At 72.7% G+C, this 19,382-nt stretch carries 20 protein-coding genes; 6 read left to right on the top strand and 14 right to left on the bottom strand.

Going from position 1 to position 19,382, the window contains the following annotated elements:
• Window positions 1–52: 52 nt before the first annotated feature.
• The 6 genes from ACSMXW_RS19080 to ACSMXW_RS19055 form a co-directional block, all read right to left on the bottom strand.
• Window positions 53–1,132 (bottom strand): ornithine cyclodeaminase family protein, encoded by a 1,080-nt coding sequence (locus tag ACSMXW_RS19080; RefSeq protein WP_485797918.1) that lies wholly within the window; start codon window positions 1,130–1,132, stop codon window positions 53–55.
• Window positions 1,129–2,274, bottom strand: a complete 1,146-nt coding sequence (locus tag ACSMXW_RS19075; protein WP_485797917.1) for an aminopeptidase P family N-terminal domain-containing protein — start codon at window positions 2,272–2,274, stop codon at window positions 1,129–1,131. The genes ACSMXW_RS19080 and ACSMXW_RS19075 overlap by 4 nt, the downstream gene beginning before the upstream one ends.
• Window positions 2,271–3,593, bottom strand: coding sequence for a M24 family metallopeptidase (locus tag ACSMXW_RS19070; protein WP_485797916.1), 1,323 nt, complete (start codon window positions 3,591–3,593; stop codon window positions 2,271–2,273). Before ACSMXW_RS19070 ends, ACSMXW_RS19075 begins: the two co-directional genes overlap by 4 nt.
• Window positions 3,590–5,320 (bottom strand): MFS transporter, encoded by a 1,731-nt coding sequence (locus ACSMXW_RS19065; RefSeq protein WP_485797915.1) that lies wholly within the window; start codon window positions 5,318–5,320, stop codon window positions 3,590–3,592. Before ACSMXW_RS19065 ends, ACSMXW_RS19070 begins: the two co-directional genes overlap by 4 nt.
• Before the next feature lie 613 nt (window positions 5,321–5,933).
• Entirely contained in the window at window positions 5,934–6,419 is a 486-nt protein-coding gene (locus ACSMXW_RS19060; RefSeq protein WP_485797914.1) for a MarR family winged helix-turn-helix transcriptional regulator, read from the bottom strand.
• Between the two features lie 316 nt (window positions 6,420–6,735).
• The gene (locus ACSMXW_RS19055; protein WP_485797913.1) at window positions 6,736–8,106 is read right to left on the bottom strand and encodes a helix-turn-helix domain-containing protein; all 1,371 of its coding nucleotides are present in this window, start codon (window positions 8,104–8,106) and stop codon (window positions 6,736–6,738) included.
• Between the two features lie 197 nt (window positions 8,107–8,303).
• Between ACSMXW_RS19055 and ACSMXW_RS19050 the strand changes: the two genes are divergently transcribed.
• The gene (locus tag ACSMXW_RS19050; protein ID WP_485797912.1) at window positions 8,304–8,534 is read left to right on the top strand and encodes a hypothetical protein; all 231 of its coding nucleotides are present in this window, start codon (window positions 8,304–8,306) and stop codon (window positions 8,532–8,534) included.
• 45 nt (window positions 8,535–8,579) lie between these two features.
• Window positions 8,580–9,683 (top strand): NAD-dependent epimerase/dehydratase family protein, encoded by a 1,104-nt coding sequence (locus ACSMXW_RS19045; RefSeq protein WP_485797911.1) that lies wholly within the window; start codon window positions 8,580–8,582, stop codon window positions 9,681–9,683.
• Here ACSMXW_RS19045 and ACSMXW_RS19040 read toward each other — a convergent pair whose 3' ends face one another.
• The gene (locus ACSMXW_RS19040; protein ID WP_485797910.1) at window positions 9,684–10,559 is read right to left on the bottom strand and encodes a glycosyltransferase family 2 protein; all 876 of its coding nucleotides are present in this window, start codon (window positions 10,557–10,559) and stop codon (window positions 9,684–9,686) included.
• Between the two features lie 87 nt (window positions 10,560–10,646).
• Here ACSMXW_RS19040 and ACSMXW_RS19035 point away from each other — a divergent pair, with 87 nt between their 5' ends.
• On the top strand, window positions 10,647–11,372 hold the full coding sequence (locus tag ACSMXW_RS19035) for an LbetaH domain-containing protein (protein ID WP_485797909.1): 726 nt from the start codon (window positions 10,647–10,649) through the stop codon (window positions 11,370–11,372).
• Between the two features lie 181 nt (window positions 11,373–11,553).
• On the opposite strand, the gene ACSMXW_RS19030 is transcribed toward ACSMXW_RS19035, so the two are convergent.
• Window positions 11,554–12,132: an HD domain-containing protein gene (locus ACSMXW_RS19030; protein ID WP_485797908.1), complete on the bottom strand. Its 579-nt coding sequence runs from the start codon at window positions 12,130–12,132 to the stop codon at window positions 11,554–11,556.
• 452 nt (window positions 12,133–12,584) lie between these two features.
• Here ACSMXW_RS19030 and ACSMXW_RS19025 point away from each other — a divergent pair, with 452 nt between their 5' ends.
• Window positions 12,585–13,334 (top strand): SDR family NAD(P)-dependent oxidoreductase, encoded by a 750-nt coding sequence (locus tag ACSMXW_RS19025; protein WP_485797907.1) that lies wholly within the window; start codon window positions 12,585–12,587, stop codon window positions 13,332–13,334.
• A 170-nt stretch (window positions 13,335–13,504) separates the two neighbouring features.
• Here the strand turns inward: ACSMXW_RS19025 and ACSMXW_RS19020 are convergent, their stop codons facing one another.
• Together ACSMXW_RS19020 and ACSMXW_RS19015 are read right to left on the bottom strand one after the other, a co-directional pair.
• A complete protein-coding gene (locus ACSMXW_RS19020) occupies window positions 13,505–14,572 on the bottom strand; it encodes an asparaginase (protein ID WP_485797906.1) in 1,068 nt (355 codons plus the stop codon).
• Between the two features lie 60 nt (window positions 14,573–14,632).
• The gene (locus ACSMXW_RS19015) at window positions 14,633–15,115 is read right to left on the bottom strand and encodes an RsiG family protein (protein WP_485808150.1); all 483 of its coding nucleotides are present in this window, start codon (window positions 15,113–15,115) and stop codon (window positions 14,633–14,635) included.
• Window positions 15,116–15,544: 429 nt separating this feature from the next.
• On the opposite strand from ACSMXW_RS19015, the gene dtd reads away from it, so the two are divergent.
• Window positions 15,545–15,970 (top strand): D-aminoacyl-tRNA deacylase, encoded by a 426-nt coding sequence (gene dtd, locus ACSMXW_RS19010; protein ID WP_485797905.1) that lies wholly within the window; start codon window positions 15,545–15,547, stop codon window positions 15,968–15,970.
• Between the two features lie 191 nt (window positions 15,971–16,161).
• On the opposite strand, the gene ygfZ is transcribed toward dtd, so the two are convergent.
• From ygfZ to ACSMXW_RS18995, 3 genes are all read right to left on the bottom strand, one after another.
• Window positions 16,162–17,127, bottom strand: a complete 966-nt coding sequence (ygfZ, locus tag ACSMXW_RS19005) for a CAF17-like 4Fe-4S cluster assembly/insertion protein YgfZ (RefSeq protein WP_485797904.1) — start codon at window positions 17,125–17,127, stop codon at window positions 16,162–16,164.
• A gap of 75 nt (window positions 17,128–17,202) precedes the next feature.
• Window positions 17,203–17,661: a Fur family transcriptional regulator gene (locus ACSMXW_RS19000; RefSeq protein WP_485797903.1), complete on the bottom strand. Its 459-nt coding sequence runs from the start codon at window positions 17,659–17,661 to the stop codon at window positions 17,203–17,205.
• Between the two features lie 43 nt (window positions 17,662–17,704).
• Window positions 17,705–18,277 carry a heme-binding beta-barrel domain-containing protein gene (locus tag ACSMXW_RS18995; protein WP_485797902.1) on the bottom strand — a complete coding sequence of 191 codons (573 nt, stop codon included), beginning with the start codon at window positions 18,275–18,277 and terminating at the stop codon, window positions 17,705–17,707.
• Window positions 18,278–18,630: 353 nt separating this feature from the next.
• Between ACSMXW_RS18995 and ACSMXW_RS18990 the strand changes: the two genes are divergently transcribed.
• Window positions 18,631–18,993 carry a DsrE family protein gene (locus tag ACSMXW_RS18990; RefSeq protein ID WP_485797901.1) on the top strand — a complete coding sequence of 121 codons (363 nt, stop codon included), beginning with the start codon at window positions 18,631–18,633 and terminating at the stop codon, window positions 18,991–18,993.
• A gap of 112 nt (window positions 18,994–19,105) precedes the next feature.
• Here ACSMXW_RS18990 and ACSMXW_RS18985 read toward each other — a convergent pair whose 3' ends face one another.
• Window positions 19,106–19,369 carry a DUF3099 domain-containing protein gene (locus tag ACSMXW_RS18985; RefSeq protein WP_485797900.1) on the bottom strand — a complete coding sequence of 88 codons (264 nt, stop codon included), beginning with the start codon at window positions 19,367–19,369 and terminating at the stop codon, window positions 19,106–19,108.
• Window positions 19,370–19,382 lie beyond the last annotated feature (13 nt).

Below are 19,382 nucleotides of genomic sequence, written 5' to 3'. Positions count from 1 at the left end.
CGAGCCCGAAGGGCGAAATTCAGGGGGACGGCCCGCGGCCAACGACGAAACCTCACGGACTGGTCTCCTCCAGCAACCACTCAGTCGGCACCTCGTGCCCGAGCCCCCGCTCCTCCGCCAGCTTCAGCGCCCGCGAGCACACCGCCGCGAACTGGATGCCCATCCCCGTGTTGTTGGCGAACACGGTGATCTCCTCCGGCGAGCGCCGCCCGGGCGCGTCGCCGGTGAGCAGCTCCCCCAGTTCCCGGATGTCGTCGAAGGACATCCGGCCCCGCTCGACGGGCCCGAGGATGTCGTACTGCTTGTCGTGGTGGACCTGCTCGCGGGAGAGGACGACGATGCGGCCGGCCCGGTCGAAGGTGGTGTCGTCCAGCTCGCGGCGGGTCGCGGTGCCGTCCGGCGAGGTGATCGCCGTGACATGGGTGCCGGGGTCCAGCCAGGCACCGTCGAAGCAGGGCTCCATGGCCGCCGTCGCGCAGGTCACGATCGCGCAGCCGGCGACGGCGTCGCGCGGGTGGTCCACGGCGACGATCCGGCGGCCGGTGCGCTCGCTCCACGTCTTGGCGAACGTCTCCCGGTGCTCGGCGGTCGGGCTGTAGACCCGGACCTCCTCGATCGCCGGGCGGACCAGCAGCAACGTCTCCAGGTGCGCCTCGGCCTGCCAGCCGGAGCCGAACATGCCCGCGACCGTGGCGTCCTCGCGGGCCAGCTCGCGGATGCCGAGCGCGGAGGTGGCGCCCACCCGCATCTTCTGGATCCAGCTGTCGTGCAGGATCGCCAGCGGCTCCAGGGTGGTGAGGCTGTAGAGGGTGACCAGGCCGACGTACCGCCCGCCGGGCGCGGCCGGGATGAGGCGGCGGCGCTGCACCCCGCTGGGCAGGGTCTCGACGCCCGCCAGGTCGGAGGTGATGCGCAGCGCCCACACCCCGCTGGAGACGTTGCCGCCCTCCTGCGACTTGAAGCGGTAGCCGAAGCCGGGGTACCGCTCGTCCCCCACCGGGAAGTACGTGTGGTTGCGCGGCCGGTTGGCGCCCTGGCCGCGGGTCAGCTCCCGGTAGGCGGTCTGGAGGGCATCCAGGCACTCCTCGGCTGACAGCACCTTCTGAATGTCGTCGTTCGACAGGATCCTCACTGCGCTGACCTCCCGCCGGGGCGCCCGGCCCCGTCCGTGCTGGTGGTGTGGTGGCCGGGGGCGGCCGGTGTGGCGCCCGCCGGGTCCGATCCGGTGGCCGGGCTCGTGGTGAGCCGCCGGGCGCCGTCCGCCGTGATCAGGACGGTGTCCGCGAGCGCCGCGTAGCCGCCGCCGGGCAGCAGCGCGTCGGCGGTGACGGCCACCGCCGCGCCCGCCGCCAGCGGGATGTCCACGGTGGCCGGGCGGTACTCGCCCGCGGACGCCAGGTCCGTCTGGTCGACCCAGGCCACCTGGGCGTCGGTGCCGGCCGGCAGGCGGTCGAGCGCCGGCCGGGCCGCGGCGGCGAGGTCCGCGCCGGTGGCACCGGCACGTGCCGCGGCCACCGCGCGGTCCAGCGCGTCCTTCAGCGCCTCGGCCCAGGCGAGACCGGCGGCGCCCGCGAGCCGGGCCGCGTGCACCCACAGCGTGCGGTACTGGCCGGTGACCTGCACGCACTCGGCGCCGTCCCGTGCGTCGGCGGTGCTCACCTGGACGTCCAGGAAGCCGGCGCCGCGCACCAGCCGTTCGACGGTGGCCACCCGGTCGTGGCCGCCCGAGGCGGAGCCGGCCGCGGCGTCCGCGGCCTCGCCCACCACCCGCGCGGCGGTCTCCAGCAGCGTCAGCTCGGCCGGCGACGGCACGGCGCGCTGCTCCCGCACCAGGCCGGGCAGTTCCCGCAGCTCCCAGCCGGGCAGCGCGTCGCGCAGCTCGGCCACCACGGGCGCGGGCCACAGCGGCGCGTCGACCAGGCCGACGGTGCCGGGCGCGCGGCCCTCGGCGAGCTTGGCCGCGAGCGCGCCGAACTGCCGGCCGCTCTCGATGCGGGAGACCGTCGAGACCCGCCGCATCCAGGGGTGCACCCGCGGCGAGAGCTTGGTCAGGAACACCGGCTCGCCCTCGGCCGGCACGGCGAGCACGCCCTCGTTCCAGTAGATGCAGAGGTTGGTGAGGTAAGCGATGTCGTCGGAGCTGAAGACGTCTCCGTAGACGAGCGCCAGGTCCACCCGCTCGGCGGCGAGGCGCTGCTGGAGGCCGTCCACCCGCTCCCGCCACTCCTCGGCGGGCACCTCGTCCGGGTCGAGCACCACGAGTCCGCGCTTCATGCCAGGGCCTCCTCTCCGGCGGCGGTGCCGGCTGCCGCGGCGGCTCCGCCGGCGCCCGGTCCCGCACCGGCTCCCGCGGCGGCTGAAGCCCGGGAGCGGTCCTTGTCGGAGTGGAACAGCCTGCGTTCTGTCTCGATCAGCACCTCGGGGCCGTCCTTCGTCACCCGGACCGGGTCGCCCAGCACGTGGTAGCCGGCCAGCGGGGTGTAGGTGTTGGGGTGGATGATGAAGACCGCGTTCTCTGGCAGCACGGTCTCGTTGCCCTCGATGATCGGCGTCTCGTCCAGGTGCAGCCCGTGGCCGTGGCCGCGCACCCGGGTGTACTTGCTGGAGCAGTACTCGCCGTAGCCGTAACGGCGGAAGACGTCGTTCTGCGCCTTGGCGACGTCGTGCGCGGTGACGCCGGGCCGGGTGGCGGCCATGCCGGCCTCCACCGCCTCGTTGAAGAGGTCGAAGGACCTGCGCTGGCCGTCGCTGGGCGGGCCCACGACCGCGGACCGGCAGATCTGCAGCCAGTAGCCGTCCATCTGCGGGGTCAGCTCGGTGCGCACCATGTCGCCCGCTTCGAGGAAGCGGGGCGTCGGGGCTGTCATGCCGCGCACCTCGTCGCCGCCGGAGGCGATCAGCATGAAGTTGTCCTCGGCGCCGAGCCGTTTGATCTCGGCCTCCACCTCCGCGACGATCCGGTACTCGGGCAGGCCCGGTTCGAGGACGTCCACGAACGCCTGCCAGCCCGCCGCGCAGACGGCCGCGCTGCGCCGCATCCTGGCCAGCTCCCAGTCGCTCTTGACCAGCCGCACCCGGTCCATCAGCGCGCTGGCGGAGACCAGTTCGGCGTCCGGCAGGGCCCGGCGCAGCGCGTCGGCGAGCAGCCCGGGCAGCAGTTCCAGGTGGGCCACGCCCACCCGCCGCGGCCGCAGGTCGCGCAGGGGCTCGGTGAGGGCGGTGGGGGCGTGCGCGTCGAGCAGGGCGGTGTGGTCCACCCAGCCGGCCGCCGCGAGCGCCGGGAGGTCGGCGCGGCGGGTGGAGAACGCGGCGATCTCGCCGGCGGCGGCGGCCGGGACGAGCACGAAGGACGCGGTGCCGGTGAGCCGGGCGTCCGTGAAGTAGCGGACGTTCTCGCGGCGCCAGCCGGGTGCGAAGGCCAGCAGGACGTCCAGGCCGTCCTCGGCCATCGCGGCCCGCACCCGGCGGTGGCGCAGGGCGCGTTCCGCGGCGTCGGCTGGGGCGAGCGCACGGGTGCCCGCGGACGCGGGCGGGGGTGCGGCCGGGGCTGCCCGGTCGGGGGTGCGGGGTGTGCGGGAGGGCGCGGAGGTCATCCTTCACCTGCCTGTTTCGGGTCGTACGGTGCGGTGGGGTCCGGGGCGTACTGTGCGGTCGGGTCCGGGGCGGAGAGCTCGGTGGCGGGGATGTGCGGGGTGCCCCGGGCGGTGTCGCCCCGACTCACGTCCGCTCGGGCGGTGTCCCCGCGGGCGCCCGGCGGCGGTGCCGGACTGCGGGTGAGCGCGAAGGCCGGGACGGGGCTCGGGGCGCCGTCCCCGGTGCGGCCCGGGGACCGGCCGTCGCGGCCGGGCCGGGCGGTGATCTCCGCGGTGATCTCCTCGACGGTCCTGCCGCGGGTCTCGAACGTGACCAGCAGCCCGGAGATCCCGGCGAGCGCCGAGACGCCCGCGAAGAGGACGAAGAAGGTGTAGCCCGCCGCGTGGGCCGCGAGGATCCAGCCGATCACCGTCGGGATGATCAGCCCGCCCGCCTTCTGCCACGCGGCCGCCCAGCCGAGGCCGGTGGCGCGGCCCGCGGTCGGGTACAGCTCGCTGGCGTAGACGAAGAGGGTGCTGCCCGCGAGCCCGCTGCCGAAGAACGTGGCGCAGCAGCCCAGCACCACCACGGCCGCGGTGGCGTCGACCGCGCCCCACAGCAGGCAGAACACCCCGCTGAGCAGGAACGACAGCCCGATGGTGAGGCGCCGCCCGATCCGGCTCGCCAGATGCCCGGCGAGCAGGGCGCCGGCGACGCCGGTGGCCGTGATGATCGCCGTGTAGGTGAGGCTGCCGAGCAGGCTGTTGCCGCGTTTCTCCAGGACGGACGGCAGCCAGGTGGAGAGCCCGTAGAGGAAGGCGCCCGCGCACAGCTCCATGAACCAGAGGGAGAGGGTGTACGGCGCGTAGCGCCCGGCGAGCAGCCGGAGCACCGAGCCGGCCGGGTTCCGCGACGAGCCCTCCTGCTCGGGGAGCACGGCGGCGGGGCGCGGTGGTGCGGGCGTGCCGTCGTGGGCGGGGTCGGCGGGCGTGCGCTGCGGCTCCGTGACCGCGGGCGGCTCGGTGACCGTCCGGGACCGGGAGGCCGTGGCCGGCTCGACCGCCAGCCCGTCGACGATGCCGCGCGCCGCGTCCAGGCGCCCCCTGCGCAGCAGGTACCGCACCGACTCGGGCAGCACGGCCAGGATGACGGCGCTGACCAGCACGGGCGCCGTGCCCACCACGAACATCGCACGCCACGACAGCGCGGGCACCAGCGCCGCGCCCACCACGGCCGCCACCGGGAGGCCGATCAGCCAGGCCGCGGTGGCCGAGGTGACCAGCGGCGCGCGGTGCCGGGCGGGCACGAACTCGGTGATGTACGGCAGCACGACGGCGATCTCGGCGCCTAGCCCGACGCCCTGGCAGAACCGTGCCGTCATCAGCGACGGGTAGTCCCAGGCGCACGCGGCGAGCACGGAGAACCCGCCGAAGACCAGCAGGCAGACGGCGAGCGGCACCTTGCGGCCGAGCCGGTCGGAGACCACGCCGGCGACGGCGGCGCCGACGAGCATGCCGGCGAAGAGCACGGAGCTGAGGTAGCCGGCCTCCTTGCTGCTGAGGTGGAAGGCCGGGATGACGCCCGGCAGGACGACACCGGTCAGGTTGATGGTGAAGCCGTCCAGGAAGTGCCCGACGAGCGCCGTGCCGTAGATCACGCCGTGGCGGCGGGTGAAGGCGGAGCGGTCGAGCCGGCTCAGGAGCTGGGCCGGGCCCGGGCTTGTGGTGGTCGCGCGGTCGCGTGGCATGAACGTTTGCCACCTCCTCGTGGCTGACGCCTCGTTCCTCGTGCCCGGTGGTCCCGGGCCCTGGGGCCTGGGCCCGGGACCACGGGGCACCGATGCGCCGTGGACGGCGGCCCTGCTCCGGCCCCGTCCCGGCCCCGCCTCGGCCCGGTGCGGCTCCGGGGCTTGGTCCGGAGGACGGGACACGGGGTGGGTGCGGCGTTGCGGGGGACGGGGGTGCGGGTAGGGGCGCCGTCGGGTGCGGGTGGGTGCGGTTCTGGGTGCGGTGTGGGGGCGCTGGTGGGTGAGGGTGTGAGCGCTCGCGTGCGCGCATGGGGGTACGCGGGAGCGCGGGCGCTCAAGGGTGCCCGTGTGCGGCGTGGCCGCGGTGGGCTGCTTCCGGTGCGTGCCCGTCACCGGCGGCCGGGCCTCGGTCATCGGTGCTCGGTGGACGGCTCGTGGTGGACGACTCGTGGTGAACGGTGCCGGGTGCCGGCACCCCGTGGGGTGCCCGCCCGCCGGGGTGCCGGTGGGCTGCCCTCGGCGGTGGTCCCGGCGCCGGCCTCGGGCCGTGGGGCCCGGCGGCGTGCCGCCCCGGGCGCGGGGCGCCGGCATGGGGCTGCCGGCGCGTACCGGGTCATCTGCTGTCGAGGTGACCCTGGATCTCGGCGTACAACTGGTAGAGCGCGGGGCGGATGAGGTCTCTGCTCTCCTCCGGGAGCCGCGCGGTGATCTCGGCGGTGAACTTGCCCAGGGCCCGGTCGCCCGCCTCCAGGGCGGCGAGGCCGGTGTCGGTCAGGGCCAGCCGCATGGTGCGGCGGCTGGTGTCCGACACGCCGCGGGTCAGCAGCCCCTGCTGGACGAGCTTGTCGACGCTCTGGGACATCGTGGACGGGCCCCGGTGGGCGAGTCTGCACAGGGCCGTCAGCGAGGTGTGACCGCTGTGGACCCTCGACAGGATGCGGTACTGGCGAATCGTCAGCGGTTGGCCGAGACTCGCCAGGATCTCCGTCTGCAACCGGGTGAGACGGCCGCCGAGCGCGAGCAGCACCTCGCCGAGCTCGCCGGCCACAGGTACGTCCGCATCGCCTCCGGCGGTCTCCTCAGTACGCTTGGCTGTCACTTTGCCCTCCGTACTTTCCGGTACCCGAAGCTTTCGGATGACGGGAAACTACCGCCGCCCACGGGACCCGGCAAGGGGGTGCGCAGAAGAAACTTCGGGCACCGAAGTTTCCGGCGCGCAGCGGCGCGGAGAACGGCACCTCAGGCCCCACCGGCCGGTGACCGGTCATGAGACCGCGAGGGCTCGCCCCAGCGGCCTCAGGCCACGTGCACCGGGCAGATTGCCGTAGTACGGGCACAGTCATCGCCGCAGCCTCGGCATCTGGCTCCATACGCCAGCAGCGGGACACGGCCGTTCCTCCGACCGTGTTGGTCGGTCATACGAGGGCGCCGACGCGGTGCGCGAACGCGCGTACACCGGGAAGAGTGCGGTCGTGCCGCACGAGCCCGGCGGCCATGGTCCGCACCGAGTCACGGCGAACCTCCTGCGACGCTGCTTGCTCGGCCGCCAGGAGGGCGTGGTAGCAGCGGTCGGGCTTGCCCCATTGGTCGAAGGCGCGGGCGACGTCGATCCAGTATCGGGCCTGGCGTTCGGTGGTGGGCAAGGCAGTCGCATCGATGCGGCGGGCGTACTCGATGGCTTGGCCCGCGTCGCCGAGCAGGTGGCTGATCGAGATCTGGTGGAGGAGTACCTGGCTGGGGCCGAAGACGGTGCCGCGCAGGAGAGCGTCGTGGCCCAGTTGCCCGGCGGTGGCTTCGGCCTCGGCGATGAGGGCGTGTGCGGTGTGCCGGTCGCCTTGTCTCGCTGCGGTGTAGGCGGCGGTGGCGTACAGGTTGCCCTGGACAGAGAGCCGTTCGGTTACGTCGGTGGTGCGGTCGGACGTGAGCTGTCGGGCAGCAGTGACGGCAATGTCGGTGGCGCGGGGGTAGTGGCCCTGGCGGCGCCACACGGAAGAGACCATGCGGTGGGCCTCCGCGATCGTGAGTGCGTCTGCACCGCCGAGTGCCGCGGTCAGGGCCCGGTCGGCGGTGACGGCGGCCAGACCGTCTTCACCGAGTTTGATGCACAGCCGGGTTGCCGTGGTGTAGAGCTCGGCGACCGCGGTCGCCGCCCCCTCAGGGTGACCGTCTGCGCCGAGGCTCTGGGCGAGTGCGATCCGGGCAGGCAGTGCGCGGGCGAGCGCGTCGTAGCGGCAGGCGCTGAAGTCCGCTCGGGCGGCGTTCACCGCCGCGTTGACGGTTGACGGTGTGGAAGCCAGGGCGAGGGCTTGGCCATGCTGCCGGTGCAGCAGCAAGTCCTCCAGGCCGGACAGGCTCGGCCTTGCCGGTGCATGTGCAGCGGCTGGAGGTCCAAGGACCGCGCCGGTGGCGGCTCCGGACAGGGATCCCAGGAGTTTACGGCGTCGCACCGGATCGTCCCCCTCCTCGCCGAACAGGGCCTGCGTGCCCACCCTAGCGGCGCCGGGTCCCGCCGCCCCTGCTCGCTGGTGTTGCGGCGCGAGGCCGAGCAGGTGCGGCGGGATGTCCAGACAGGTGGCGAGGCGCTGGAGCAGCAGCACATCGCGCATGGGCTGCTTGCCCCGTTCCATCCGAGAAAGGGAGGCAGCGGTGTAGCCGACTTGCCTGCCGAGGTCGGCGAGCGTGATGTCGGCCGCGCGGCGGGCCAACCGGACGATCGCGCCGGCGTCGCGGCGGGCGAGGGCGTCGCGCATGGCTGCTGAGCGCCAGATCGGGTGGGTGCTGTCCACGACTCACCTCCTGCCGTGCTCATTGTTCCGTCAACCGTCTGCCGGCACGAGGAGTTGCAAGGCATTTACGCCCGGTGCAAGCCATGTGCGCGCCGAAGGGCCACACCTCCCCGTTGCGGGGTGGGCTGCGGTGTCCTCGTGACGTAGACGGCACGTACGAGAGCGGGCCGCAGGCGATCCCCCGAGGGGTGAGCGAGATGAGGCAGAACACGGCGGTCAAGGGCGTATGGGCGTCGATCACCCATGCGACGCCACTGAAGCGGGACGCGACGTACGACCACCGTGCCCAGCAGGCTGCCCTGGGCATCGAGGTCCATCACGCCGACGGTCAGACCACGCAGTCGGTGCTGGTCCTGACCCCGGACCAGGTGGAGCTGTACGCCATCCAGTTCGAGCAGCTCGTCGCCAAGCGCGACCAGGCCCGATAGACGGAGCCGATGGCACCGCGGATCTCACAACACCATGGAGGCACTGTGCGCGACACCCAGTTGAAGGAACTCGCCGGCCGAACCGTGCTGGTCACCGGCGGGGCCGGGCTGATCGGCAGCCGGATCGCCGGCTACTTACGCCAGGTAGGGGCCCGGCCGATCTCCCTGTGCATGCTGGACGCCTACCCCCGGCACACCTACCGCGACCTGTTCGGCGTCGATGCCACCGACCCGGACGTCATCGTCGGCGACATCCAGAACTCGGACCTGCTCAAGAAGACGGTCGCCAAGGTCGACTACGTGATCCACGCCGCCGCCCTGGCGGACGTCGCCGCCTGCACCCGCAAGCCCATGGCGGCGATTCACACCAACATCACCGGCACCCAGGTCCTGCTCAACGCGGTAGCCGAATGCGAGGGCATCCGCCGGCTGGTCTTCGTCTCCTCGGCCAGCGTCTACGGCAACGGCACCCCGGAGGACTGGGCACGCCCCTGCGAGGAGTACCGGACCGTCCGCAAGCTACTGGAAGCCGCCTACGGCCAGGCGGCGCCGCAGTTCCACGAACACGCGCACCTGCGGCCGGTGTCCGTCTACGCCAACACCAAGGCGTGGGGCGAGACGCAGACCGCCCTCACGCTGGGCGCCGTGGGCACCTCGTACACGGTCGTGCGGTACTTCTCCGTCTACGGCGATCCGCAGGTCATCAAGGAGAACAGCCATTCGTGGGTGGTCGCCTGGTTCGCCACCCGCGCCGCCCTGGGCCTGCCTCTGCACCTCAACGGCGGCGGCCACCAGATCCGGGACCTGGTCCACGTCGACGACATCGCCACCGCCACCGTGCGAGCCCTCGTCGCCCCGCGGGCCCACAACGAGACGATCAACATCGGCACCGGCATCCCCACCAGCATCCGCACGGTGGCCGAGCTGGTCGCCGAGCAGTACCCGGGCACCCGGTTCGTGGAGACGCCGATGCCTCCCGGTGACCCGGCCGGCGGCTACGCGGCCACCCACCGCATGGAAGCAGTGCTCGGCTGGCGGCCGACGATCACGGTCAAGGAAGGGGTGGCCCGCTACGCCGACTGGCTGGACAAGACCCCGGATGCCTTTCCCTCCTGGCTCAGGGCCGAGTCCGAGGCCGCGACCGCCTGATCAGATGACCGGCGGCCGGCCCAGTCGGGTCATCCGCCACACCGTGGCCCACCGCATCGGCCGCCGGGGCGGGCACGGAGTGCGCAGGCCCTCCGCGAACCCGCCGAACCAGGCCCGCAGCCCCGCCGCCGATCGGGTGCGGGCCACGGTCATCGCGGTCCAGACGCCGAGGTAGACGGGGACGAGGAGGGCGGGAAGGTGCCTCTTGGCGAGCCAGACCCGATTACGGGCGACCATGCGGTGGAAGACCGCGTGCCGGGTCGGCGACGTCCACGGGTGCTGGAGCACGAGCTCCGGCTCGTAGAGCACCTTCCAGCCCGCGTCCAGCGCCCGCCAGGCCAGGTCGGTCTCCTCATGGGCATAGAAGAACGGCTCAGGCCAGCCACCGATCTCGTCCAGCATCCGCATGGACAGACCGTGCCCGCCGCCCAGGAACGTCGTCACCAGCCCGCCCCGCGTCGGATCCTTCGCACGCAGACGCGGGACGTGACGGCGCTGGGTGCGGCCTCGCTCGTCGGCGATGCGGAAACTGACGATGCCCAGCCGCTCGTCCGCCGCGTACAGCTCTGTGAGCCGGGTGAAGACGTCCGGGCTGATCAGCAGGCCGTCATCGTCCAGGTCCACCACCACATCGACATCCCCGAACTCCCGCAACCGGGCCAGAGCGGCGTTCCGGCCACCGGAGATGCCCAGGTTCTCGGGCAGTTCCACACCGGTCACCCACTCCGGCAGCAAAGACAGCGGCGAACCGTTACCGACCACCACCACCCGCGCGGCACGCGTGTCCTGCCCGGCGACCGACGCAAGCAGGTCGGCCAGCTCGGCAGGCCGCGTGCCCATGGTCAAGATGGCGACGCCAACGCGCGGGTTACGCACAGATGAACTCCCCGTTCCTCGGTTCCGGTGCCGGTGATGCTAGCCGCCCCGGGATCGTCCACCGACCACACGTTGAAAGGGCCACCGATGGCCACCCTCCGCCTCGGCGACTACCTCTCCGCCCCCGCCGGCGACATGCTGGCCGGCACCCCATACGAGCAGCTTGAGAAGACCGAGCTCGCCGACTTCCTCACCCTCTGGGAGGACTGGCACCGCCAGGCCCTCACCCGCATCGAGCACCGCATCCACCCCACGGCACAGATCCACCCGACCGCGATCATCGGCGACGACGTGATCATCGGCCCCCGCGCACGGGTATGGGAGTTCACCACCGTCCGCGCCGGCTCCGTGCTGTGCGCCGATGTCTCGGTCGGCTTCAACTGCGAGATCACCCGCTCATTCCTTGCTGAACGGGCCATCCTCGGCCACCGCGTCGGGATCAACCGCACCCTCGTCGGCGCCGCCGCCCACCTGTCCGCCAACCTGACCGTCGCGGCCATCAGCATGTGGAGCCCCCACATGAGCAACCCCGAACGAGAGATCATCCTGCGAACACCCGACGGCCTCTACCGCTGCGGCACACCACAATTCGGCGCCCTGATCGGCGACCGGGTCCAGACCGGCAACAGCATCAGCCTCGGCCCTGGCCTCGCCCTCGGCCGCGACTGCCGCATCGCCAGCGGCGTCACCCTCGCCGCACGCACCATCCCCGAACACAGCGTCATCACCGCACCGCACATCTCCAACGTCCACATCCGCCAGCGACCCGCACGCCGCGGGAGGACTCCGCCGCCCGGCCCGGGTCCATGCTGAGGTGTGGCTTGCCCCCGAGGCCCCTTGACCCCGCTGTCACCCGCCAGGGTTGGGATTCGCCCTGATGTGACACCGGCCAGAGCGGCTCGCCTCGGCGTAAGGCCTCTCGGGCGGGCCACCCGCGGCCTCGTCGGCACCGACCCGCGCCCCAACGACGTCGGCATGGACGAACGTCCCCGTTTCAAGGCCGGTCGAGCGGATGGGAAGCAGTCCGTTCCGGCCAGTCACCGGCCACCAGTTCCGCCGCCGCGCAGCCCGGCTTCCGCGCTGCCTGGTCCCGGAACAGGCGGACGAAGGACGGGCCGAAGCCCAGCCGGGGGTATGCCGTGACGAGCGTGTCAGTGAAGGACGGGTCGAAGGCCTCCAGGCCCGTCCCGGACACATCCGCGCTGGTCCCCACCTGCAACAGCCGGCTCTCCACGTCCACGTCCGGCGCGATCTCGTCCCGCATGTGGAGCACGATCAGCTCGGCGGCCCGGTCGCGGCGCTCGGTCGGCCAGCCGAGGCCGGCTGTGAAGACCCTGGCCAGGTGGCCGCCGGCCGCCTCGAACGAGAGCGTGTGGCTGTCGAACGGCGGGGTGAGAGCCAGGTCGTGCAGCATCGCCGAGACGAAGAACAGCTCGCGGTCGAAGTCGAGACCACGTGCCTCGGCCCAGGCCGCGCCGAAGACGTACGACCGCACGGAGTGGTGGTACAGCGAGTCGTCGGCGTACTCCTCACAGACCAGCCGCGCCGCCTCCGCCGCGCGTCCCACGGGCACGCGCACCCCTGCGACCTCGCCCAGCATCCACCCGACCCCGTCCCCACCGAACCGTCACCACCGCAGTCGCCGCTCCCCCCTGACGCTATACCGCACGTCCGGGGCCGGACAGGCAGGCCCCGTCACCGGCCGCGACACCTGTCCGCCGACCGCGCCGAGGCCCGCCGGACTGCGTCACCGACGTCCTGTCCCGCAACAGCTCGGACGACCCTTTGATTTGTCAGAAAATTGAGAACTTATGACTTCTTAGGGTACAAATGCACATCGTCGTGTGGTCATGTGGCGTTGGGGATGAGACTGGCAACTCCTGCGTCGCCACGGTCCTGCCAGGCGGCCTCGGAGTCGTGCCGGACCGGGGAGAAGGTGGGGCCACTGTGAGCATCGCACTCATCCGTGCGCAGACGAACTGAACACCGTAGCGATCGCTATGGACAGCGAGATCGGACACCGCAATGGGAAAGCTTGATGGTCAGGTTGCCGTCATCACCGGCGGAAGCAGCGGGATCGGCCTTGCCACCGCGCAGCTGTTCGTCGAGGAAGGGGCGGAGGTCGTGATCATCGGCCGCCGTCAGGCCGCGTTGGACGAGGCGGTGGAGCTCATCGGCCCGGAGGCCACCGCCGTGCGGGGTGACATCGCCGAGCTCGACGACCTCGACCGGATCTTCGCGGCGGTCGGGCAACGCCACGGACGAGTCGACGTGCTGGTGGCCAACGCCTCCCATGTGGAGGCCGTACCGATCGAGCAGGTCACGCCTGAGCATTTCGACAGGACGTTCAACACCAACGCCCGCGGAACCCTCTTCACGGTGCAGAAGGCCCTGCCGCTGCTCAGGAACGGCTCGCGTGTCGTGTTGGTGTCCTCCGCCATCAGTGCGCGCGGCATCCCCGAATATGTGACGTACGCAGCCACCAAGGCTGCGATCCGCTCCTTCGGCCGCACCTTGGCCGCCGATCTCAAACAGCACGGAATCCGGGTCAACGTGCTCAGCCCGGGTGTGATCGAAACCCCGATATTCGACACTCAGGTCTCAACCAGGGAAGAGGCAGACGCCTTCCGCGACAGTTTCGTCCCGAGGATCCCGATCGGTCGGCTCGGTCGCGCGGCAGAGGTCGCGAGCGGAATACTCTTTCTGAGCTGCGATGACAGCAGCTACATGATCGGCAACGACCTCTTCGTCTCCGGGGGAGCTTCCCAGATCTGAGGGTTTCGTTTCCGAGGGTTCCGCGATTTCCGAGGTCTCCGAGGGCGGGGCCGGGCCGGAATTCTCCCGGCCGGCCCCGAGCCGACCCGGGGTCCGGGATCGGTTGGTTGCGGGGCTCCGGGTTCGGCCGCCGGATGCCGCCGGGGCCGGGGCCGGCCCGGGCGGAGGGGTCAGAAAGCCGCCCGTACCGTTCCTACCTCCTGGCCGCCGCCCACGACCGGCTCGTGGCCGATGCGGGTCAGGACGTCGGCGTGGACGCCGGCGAGTTCCAGGGCCCGGGCGAGCACGGGGCCCTGGGCCCGCTGGCCACCGTCGTCGATCTTGAAGGCGAGCGATCGGCCGTCCGGCAGCGCGACCGCCTGTACGGCCTCCGCGCCCACCTTGGCGAGCACCCCCGGTACCCCGCGCATCAGCCAGGTGTCGTGCCGGTGCGTGCCCGCCACGTACTCGGGGTGGGCGCGCATGGCGTCGGCGACGCGGCGCTCAGGGGTGCCGGGGTCGGCGAGCACGAGGCTCCGGAAGGCGCGGGCGAGGCCGGTGAGGCTGATCGCCATCAGCGGGGCGCCGCAGCCGTCCGTGCCGATCGCGGCCACCCGCTCGCCCGCCGCCTCCTCCAGCACCGTCCGCACGAGTTGCTGGAGCGGGTGCCCGGGGTCGAGGTACGACCGGGTGGGCCAGCCCGCGGTGGCACAGGCGGCGAGCATGGCGGCGTGCTTGCCGGAGCAGTTCATCGCGATCCGCTCGCGCCGGCCCCCCGCGCCGAGGTAGGCCTCCCGCTCGGCCGGGTCCAGCGGCAGGTCGGGCGGGCACTGGAGATCGTCGGGCGTGAGACCGTGCTCGGCGAGCACCTTGCCGACGAGCGCACGGTGGAAGCCCTCGCCTGAGTGGCTGCCCGCGGCTATCGCCAGCCGCTCGTCGGCGAGGCGGGCCCCGGCGCGCAGCACCGCGGCGGCCTGCATCGGCTTGTTCGACGACCGCGGGAACACCGGCACGGCGACCTCGCCGAGCGCCAGCTCCACGCCTCCGTCCGCCGCCAGCAGCACCAGGCTCCCGCGGTGCCGCCCCTCGACGAACCCGGACCGCACCACCTCGGCGAGCACGGGGTGCGCGGTGTCGGCCGCGGCTCCCCGTACGGGGGCTGCGGGCCCGGCGGCGGAGCGGGCGGACGCGGCGCCGGTCGGGGTGGCGGGGCCGGCGGAGTGCCGGGCGGGGCCGGGGGCGGGGGTGTCGGCGGGCATGGGTGGGCCTTCCGGACGGGGACCGCCGCCGCGCGGCCCCCGGGGTCACCGGGCGCCGCGTCAGGCGAGCAGGTCGTCTACTTGCGCTTCGCCCTCACGGTACCTGCGGGCGATCTCGGCGCTGCATCCGTCCGCCGTGTGCTGCACCTGCTGGCGGCGCCGGGAGACCTGCTGCTCGTAGCCGACGAGCCGGCCCATGGCCGTGCGCAACTCGTCGTCGGTGCGCGCGTCCAGGTCGGAGAGCTGGACCTCGGCGAGCATGTCGGCGGCCAGCCGCCCGTACTCCTCGCTGTGCGGGGTGCCGAGCGTCACATGCCGGGCGGACGACCGCTGCCGGGCGGGCTGGTCGGCCAGGATCTCGGAGAGCCGGTCGACCAGCGGCGCCTCGCGCTCCGCACGGCGCGCGAGCTCCGCACGCAGGATGTCCACCCGGCCCTGCACCAGGCGCCGCACATAGCTCAGGTCGGCCTCCTCACGCTGCGCGGCCCGGCGCAGCGCCCGCAGCTCGGCGAGGCTGAGGCCGGTGAGGTCGGGCCCGGGCAGCGCGGGCCGCTGCGGACCGTCCCGGTCACCCCGGACACGCCGGTCGCCTCGGTCACCCCGGTCAATGCGGTCACCCCGGTCGATGCGGTCACCCGGGTCGACGGGGTCGGTGGGGTCGATGCGGTCGCCCCACTCGGCCCGCTCGGCACGCACCGGTCCCGCCCGGTGGGTCCGGGCCGTCGTCCTGGTCGCGGACACCGCCCCGGGGGCCTGCCCGGCCCCGGTACTCGCTGTGCACATGCGACTTGCTCCACTTCGCCTCGCCGGGCTCCCCCCGTGCGACCTCATCGTGCCATCACCGGTGTGCGCCATGTGACCGAGAAGCCGCGATCCTCCCCGGATGGGGGGCTTGGGGGGCTGCCGGTGGCCCGGATGGGGGCGCACGGGCCCCGCGGGGGCCTGTCGGGGTGGCACGGCATGATGGGGCGCATGCGTGCGGTGGTGCAGAGGGTGGACGGCGCGAGCGTGGTCGTGGACGGCGTCGAGGTCGGCGGGATCACCGGCGAGGGCCTGTGCGTCCTGGTGGGAGTGACCCACGAGGACACCGAGGAGAAGGCCGCGCAGCTGGCCAGGAAGCTCTGGACGATCCGGATGCTGCACGACGAGAAGTCCTGCTCGGACGTGGCCGCGCCGCTGCTGGTGGTCAGCCAGTTCACGCTCTACGGCGACGCGCGGAAGGGCCGCCGCCCGACGTGGAACGCCGCGGCGCCCGGTGAGGTGGCGGAGCCGCTGGTGGACGAGGTGGTCGCCCGACTGCGGGCGCTGGGCGCGACGGTGGCGACGGGGCGGTTCGGCGCACGGATGCGGGTTTCACTGACCAACGACGGGCCGTTCACCGTCCTGTTGGAAGTCTGAGCCGCGCTGCGCCGTCGGTTCGCCGCTCTTCCTTCCCGGCCGGTGGTCGGTGGCCGGTGGTCGGCGGCCGGTGGTCGGTGTCCAGTGTCGGGTGTCCGGTGACGTCTGGGACCGCCTTTCTCCGCCGGTGGCGAACCTTCCGTCTCGTAGTGGTCGCGCGCGCAGTTCCCCGCGTCCCTACCGCGTACGGCTTACGGCTGGACGACCGTCTCCTGGGCCGCCGCCGTGTCCTCCGCGATCAGCCGGGCGTCCGTGGGGACGTTCCGCTTGACCAGGGCGAGGGCGATCGGGCCCAGCTCGTGGTGGCGGGCGGAGGTGGTGACGAAGCCGAGCTTGCGGCCGTCGGGGCCCTCGTCGGCGAGGCGTACCGCGGCGCCGTGCGGGGGCAGGTGCACCTCGCTGCCGTCCAGGTGCAGGAAGACCAGCCGACGCGGTGGCTTGCCCAGGTTCTGCACCCGGGCGACCGTCTCCTGGCCGCGGTAGCACCCCTTGTCGAGGTGGACCGCGCCGCCGATCCAGCCCACCTCGTGGGGGATGGTGCGGTGGTCGGTCTCGAAGCCGAGGCGGGGGCGGTGCGCCTCGACGCGCAGCGCCTCGTAGGCGAGGAGTCCCGCGGCGGGGCCGGCCTGCTCCGCGAACGCGGAGAGCTCGCCGCGCGGCAGGAAGAGGTCGCGCCCGTACGCCGTCTCCCGTACGACCGCGCCGGCGGGCGGCTCCGCGATCGACCCGGCGGGCAGGTGCACGACGGCGTACTCCTCCGTCCGGTCGGCCACCTCCACGCGGTAGAAGAACTTCATCGACTCCAGGTAGCCGAGCAGCGCACCCTGGGTGCCGGGCTCGACGTGCATCCAGACGGTGCCGCCGTCGTCGACGAGGTACAGGGCGTGCTCGATGTGGCCGTGCGCGGAGAGGATCAGCGCCTCGGTGGCCCGGCCCGCGGGCAGCTCGCTGACGTGCTGGGTGAGCAGCAGGTGCAGCCAGCTCAGCCGGTCCGCACCGCTGACGGTGAGCACACCGCGGTGCGAGAGGTCGACGAAACCGGAGCCGTCCGCGAGGGAGCGCTGCTCGCGAAAGAGATCGCCGTAGTGGGCGGCGACGCCTTCGTCCACGCCCTCGGCGGGGACGGCGCCTGGCAGGGACAGCAGAGGGCTCTTCATATCCACACAGCCTACGACCGTGTGCTCACCGCTTTTATTTCCCACGGCGGTTTGGTCGTACCCCGCCGACGCCCGCTACGCGGGCGGCCCGCCCCCGGTACCGCTCCCACCGGCCGCCGCACCGGCACACTTCTCGCACCTGCCGAAGATCGCGAAGTGCTTCATGTCGGTGTCGAAGCCGAACGTCTCCCGCAGTTTGGCGGTGAACTCCGCCGCGATCTGCACATCGGCCTCGATGACGTCCGTGCAGTCCCGGCAGACCAGGTGGATGTGGTGGTGCCGGTCGGCGAGGTGGTAGGTGGGGGCGCCGTGCCCGAGGTGCGCGTGGCTGACGAGGCCCAGCTCCTCCAGCAGCTCCAGCGTGCGGTAGACGGTGGAGATGTTGACGCCCGAGGCGGTCTTGCGCACCTCGCACAGGATGTCGTCCGGTGTGGCGTGCTCCAGCGCCTCGACGGCTTCGAGCACCAGCTGGCGCTGCGGCGTCAGCCGGTACCCGCGCTGCCGCAGATCGCTCTTCCAGTCGGTGCTCACCACAGAGCCAGTGTAGGCAGGCGAGCGGGCGCTCACCCCGGGAATCTCACTTGAAGAACGCGATCCCGTCATCCGGGAGGTCCCCCAGGTCCTTGGCCCAGGAGGCCACCTCCTCGGGGCTGACGACCTTCTTGAGCTGCGCGGACATATACGGCCGCAGCGGCACCCCGGGCGTCTGCTTCTCGCCGACCCACATGAGGTCGCCCTTGACATAGCCGTACAGGCGCTTGCCGCCGCTGTAGGGCCCCGAGGCGGCGGTGCGGGCGACGGCGTCGGTGGCCAGGTCGATCTGGGGCTTCTTGTCGGCCAGCTCGCCGTACCAGACCTCCGCCACGCCGCCGTCGCGGACCATGACGGCCTCGACCTTCCGCTCGGCGTCGACGCGCCAGAAGCCGGACTCCGACTCCAGCGGCTCGACCTTCTTCCCCTCGGCGTCCAGCACCCAGGTGTGCGAGCGGTACTCCAGGAAGTCACGCCCGTCGTGGGTGAAGGTGACCTCCTGGCCGAAGTTGCACTTCTCGGCGCCGGGGAAGTCGAAGACGCCGGCCCCGGCCCAGGAGCCGAGGAGGAAGGCGAGGGGGACGAGGTCCTTGTGCAGGTCGGACGGAATCTCGATCATCGGGTGCTCAGTCGGTCTCTCGTTGGGGGCGGGGCGGGCTCGGACGCCGCGGGGCTACTCGGCGGGGGCCGGCTGCTGCCCGGCTGCCGGGGGCGGCCCCGGCCACCGCGGCGGCCCGGCCGCTGGCTAAATCCGCGGCAGGGCTCAGCGCTGGCCCTCGTACAGCTTGCTCACGGCCAGCCATGCGAACGCCACGACGGCGACGCCGACCAGTGCGAGCAGGGCCTCGTAGAGTGCCTCGAGCACAGCGCCTCCTCGGCGGTCGGATCGGCGGTACGGACATCGGCGGTACGGACGGCGCACAGGCCGCACTCCAGCTTAGTCCGCCGCGCTCCGGCGCATACGATGCGGCCATGGCGAAGAACCTGGTGATCAAGGTGACGGCGGGTGCTGACGCGCCGGAGCGCTGCTCGCAGGCGTTCACGGTGGCCGCGGTGGCCGCGGCCAGTGGGGTGAGCGTGTCGCTGTGGCTGACCGGCGAGTCGGCGTGGTTCGCGCTGCCCGGCCGCGCCGCGGAGTTCGAGCTGCCGCACGCCGCGCCGCTGCCGGAGCTGATCGAGGGGATCCAGCTGGGCGGCCGCATCACCCTGTGCACCCAGTGCGCGGCCCGCCGTGGCATCACCGAGGACGCCGTGCTGCCGGGGGTGCGGATCGCGGGGGCGCAGGTCTTCGTCCAGGAGGCGCTGGCGGAGGACACACAGGCGCTCGTGTACTGAGAGGTGGCCTCGGGTACTGATCGGGTACTGAGAGGTGACCTCGGTACTGAGAGGTGACCTCGCGGTCCCGGCGGGCCCCGCGGTTCGCCGGGGGCCGGTCAGCGGCCGGCGCTCAGCGGCGTTTTCTGCTCTTGCCGTCCAGCTCGTCCCACCACTCGTCGGACTTCGGGTCCCCGGAGGGCTCGTCCCACCAGCGGTCGTCGGGGCCGCGGCGGTTGGCGATGATCGCAGCGAGCGGAGGGATCACCATGGCGACCACGCACATGCCGACGGCCGCCGGGATGGACCAGATGCGCACGACGCCCCACGCCAGGACGAACAGCGTGATGCAGATGCCCATCATGGTGAAGTAAGCGTGGCGCCTGCGCGCGTACATACCTTCAGGGTAG

This window comes from Streptomyces sp. DSM 116793, from assembly GCF_057320905.1.
The sequence above is the reverse complement of the archived record's forward strand: the minus strand, read 5'-3'. Positions and strand labels throughout refer to the sequence as shown.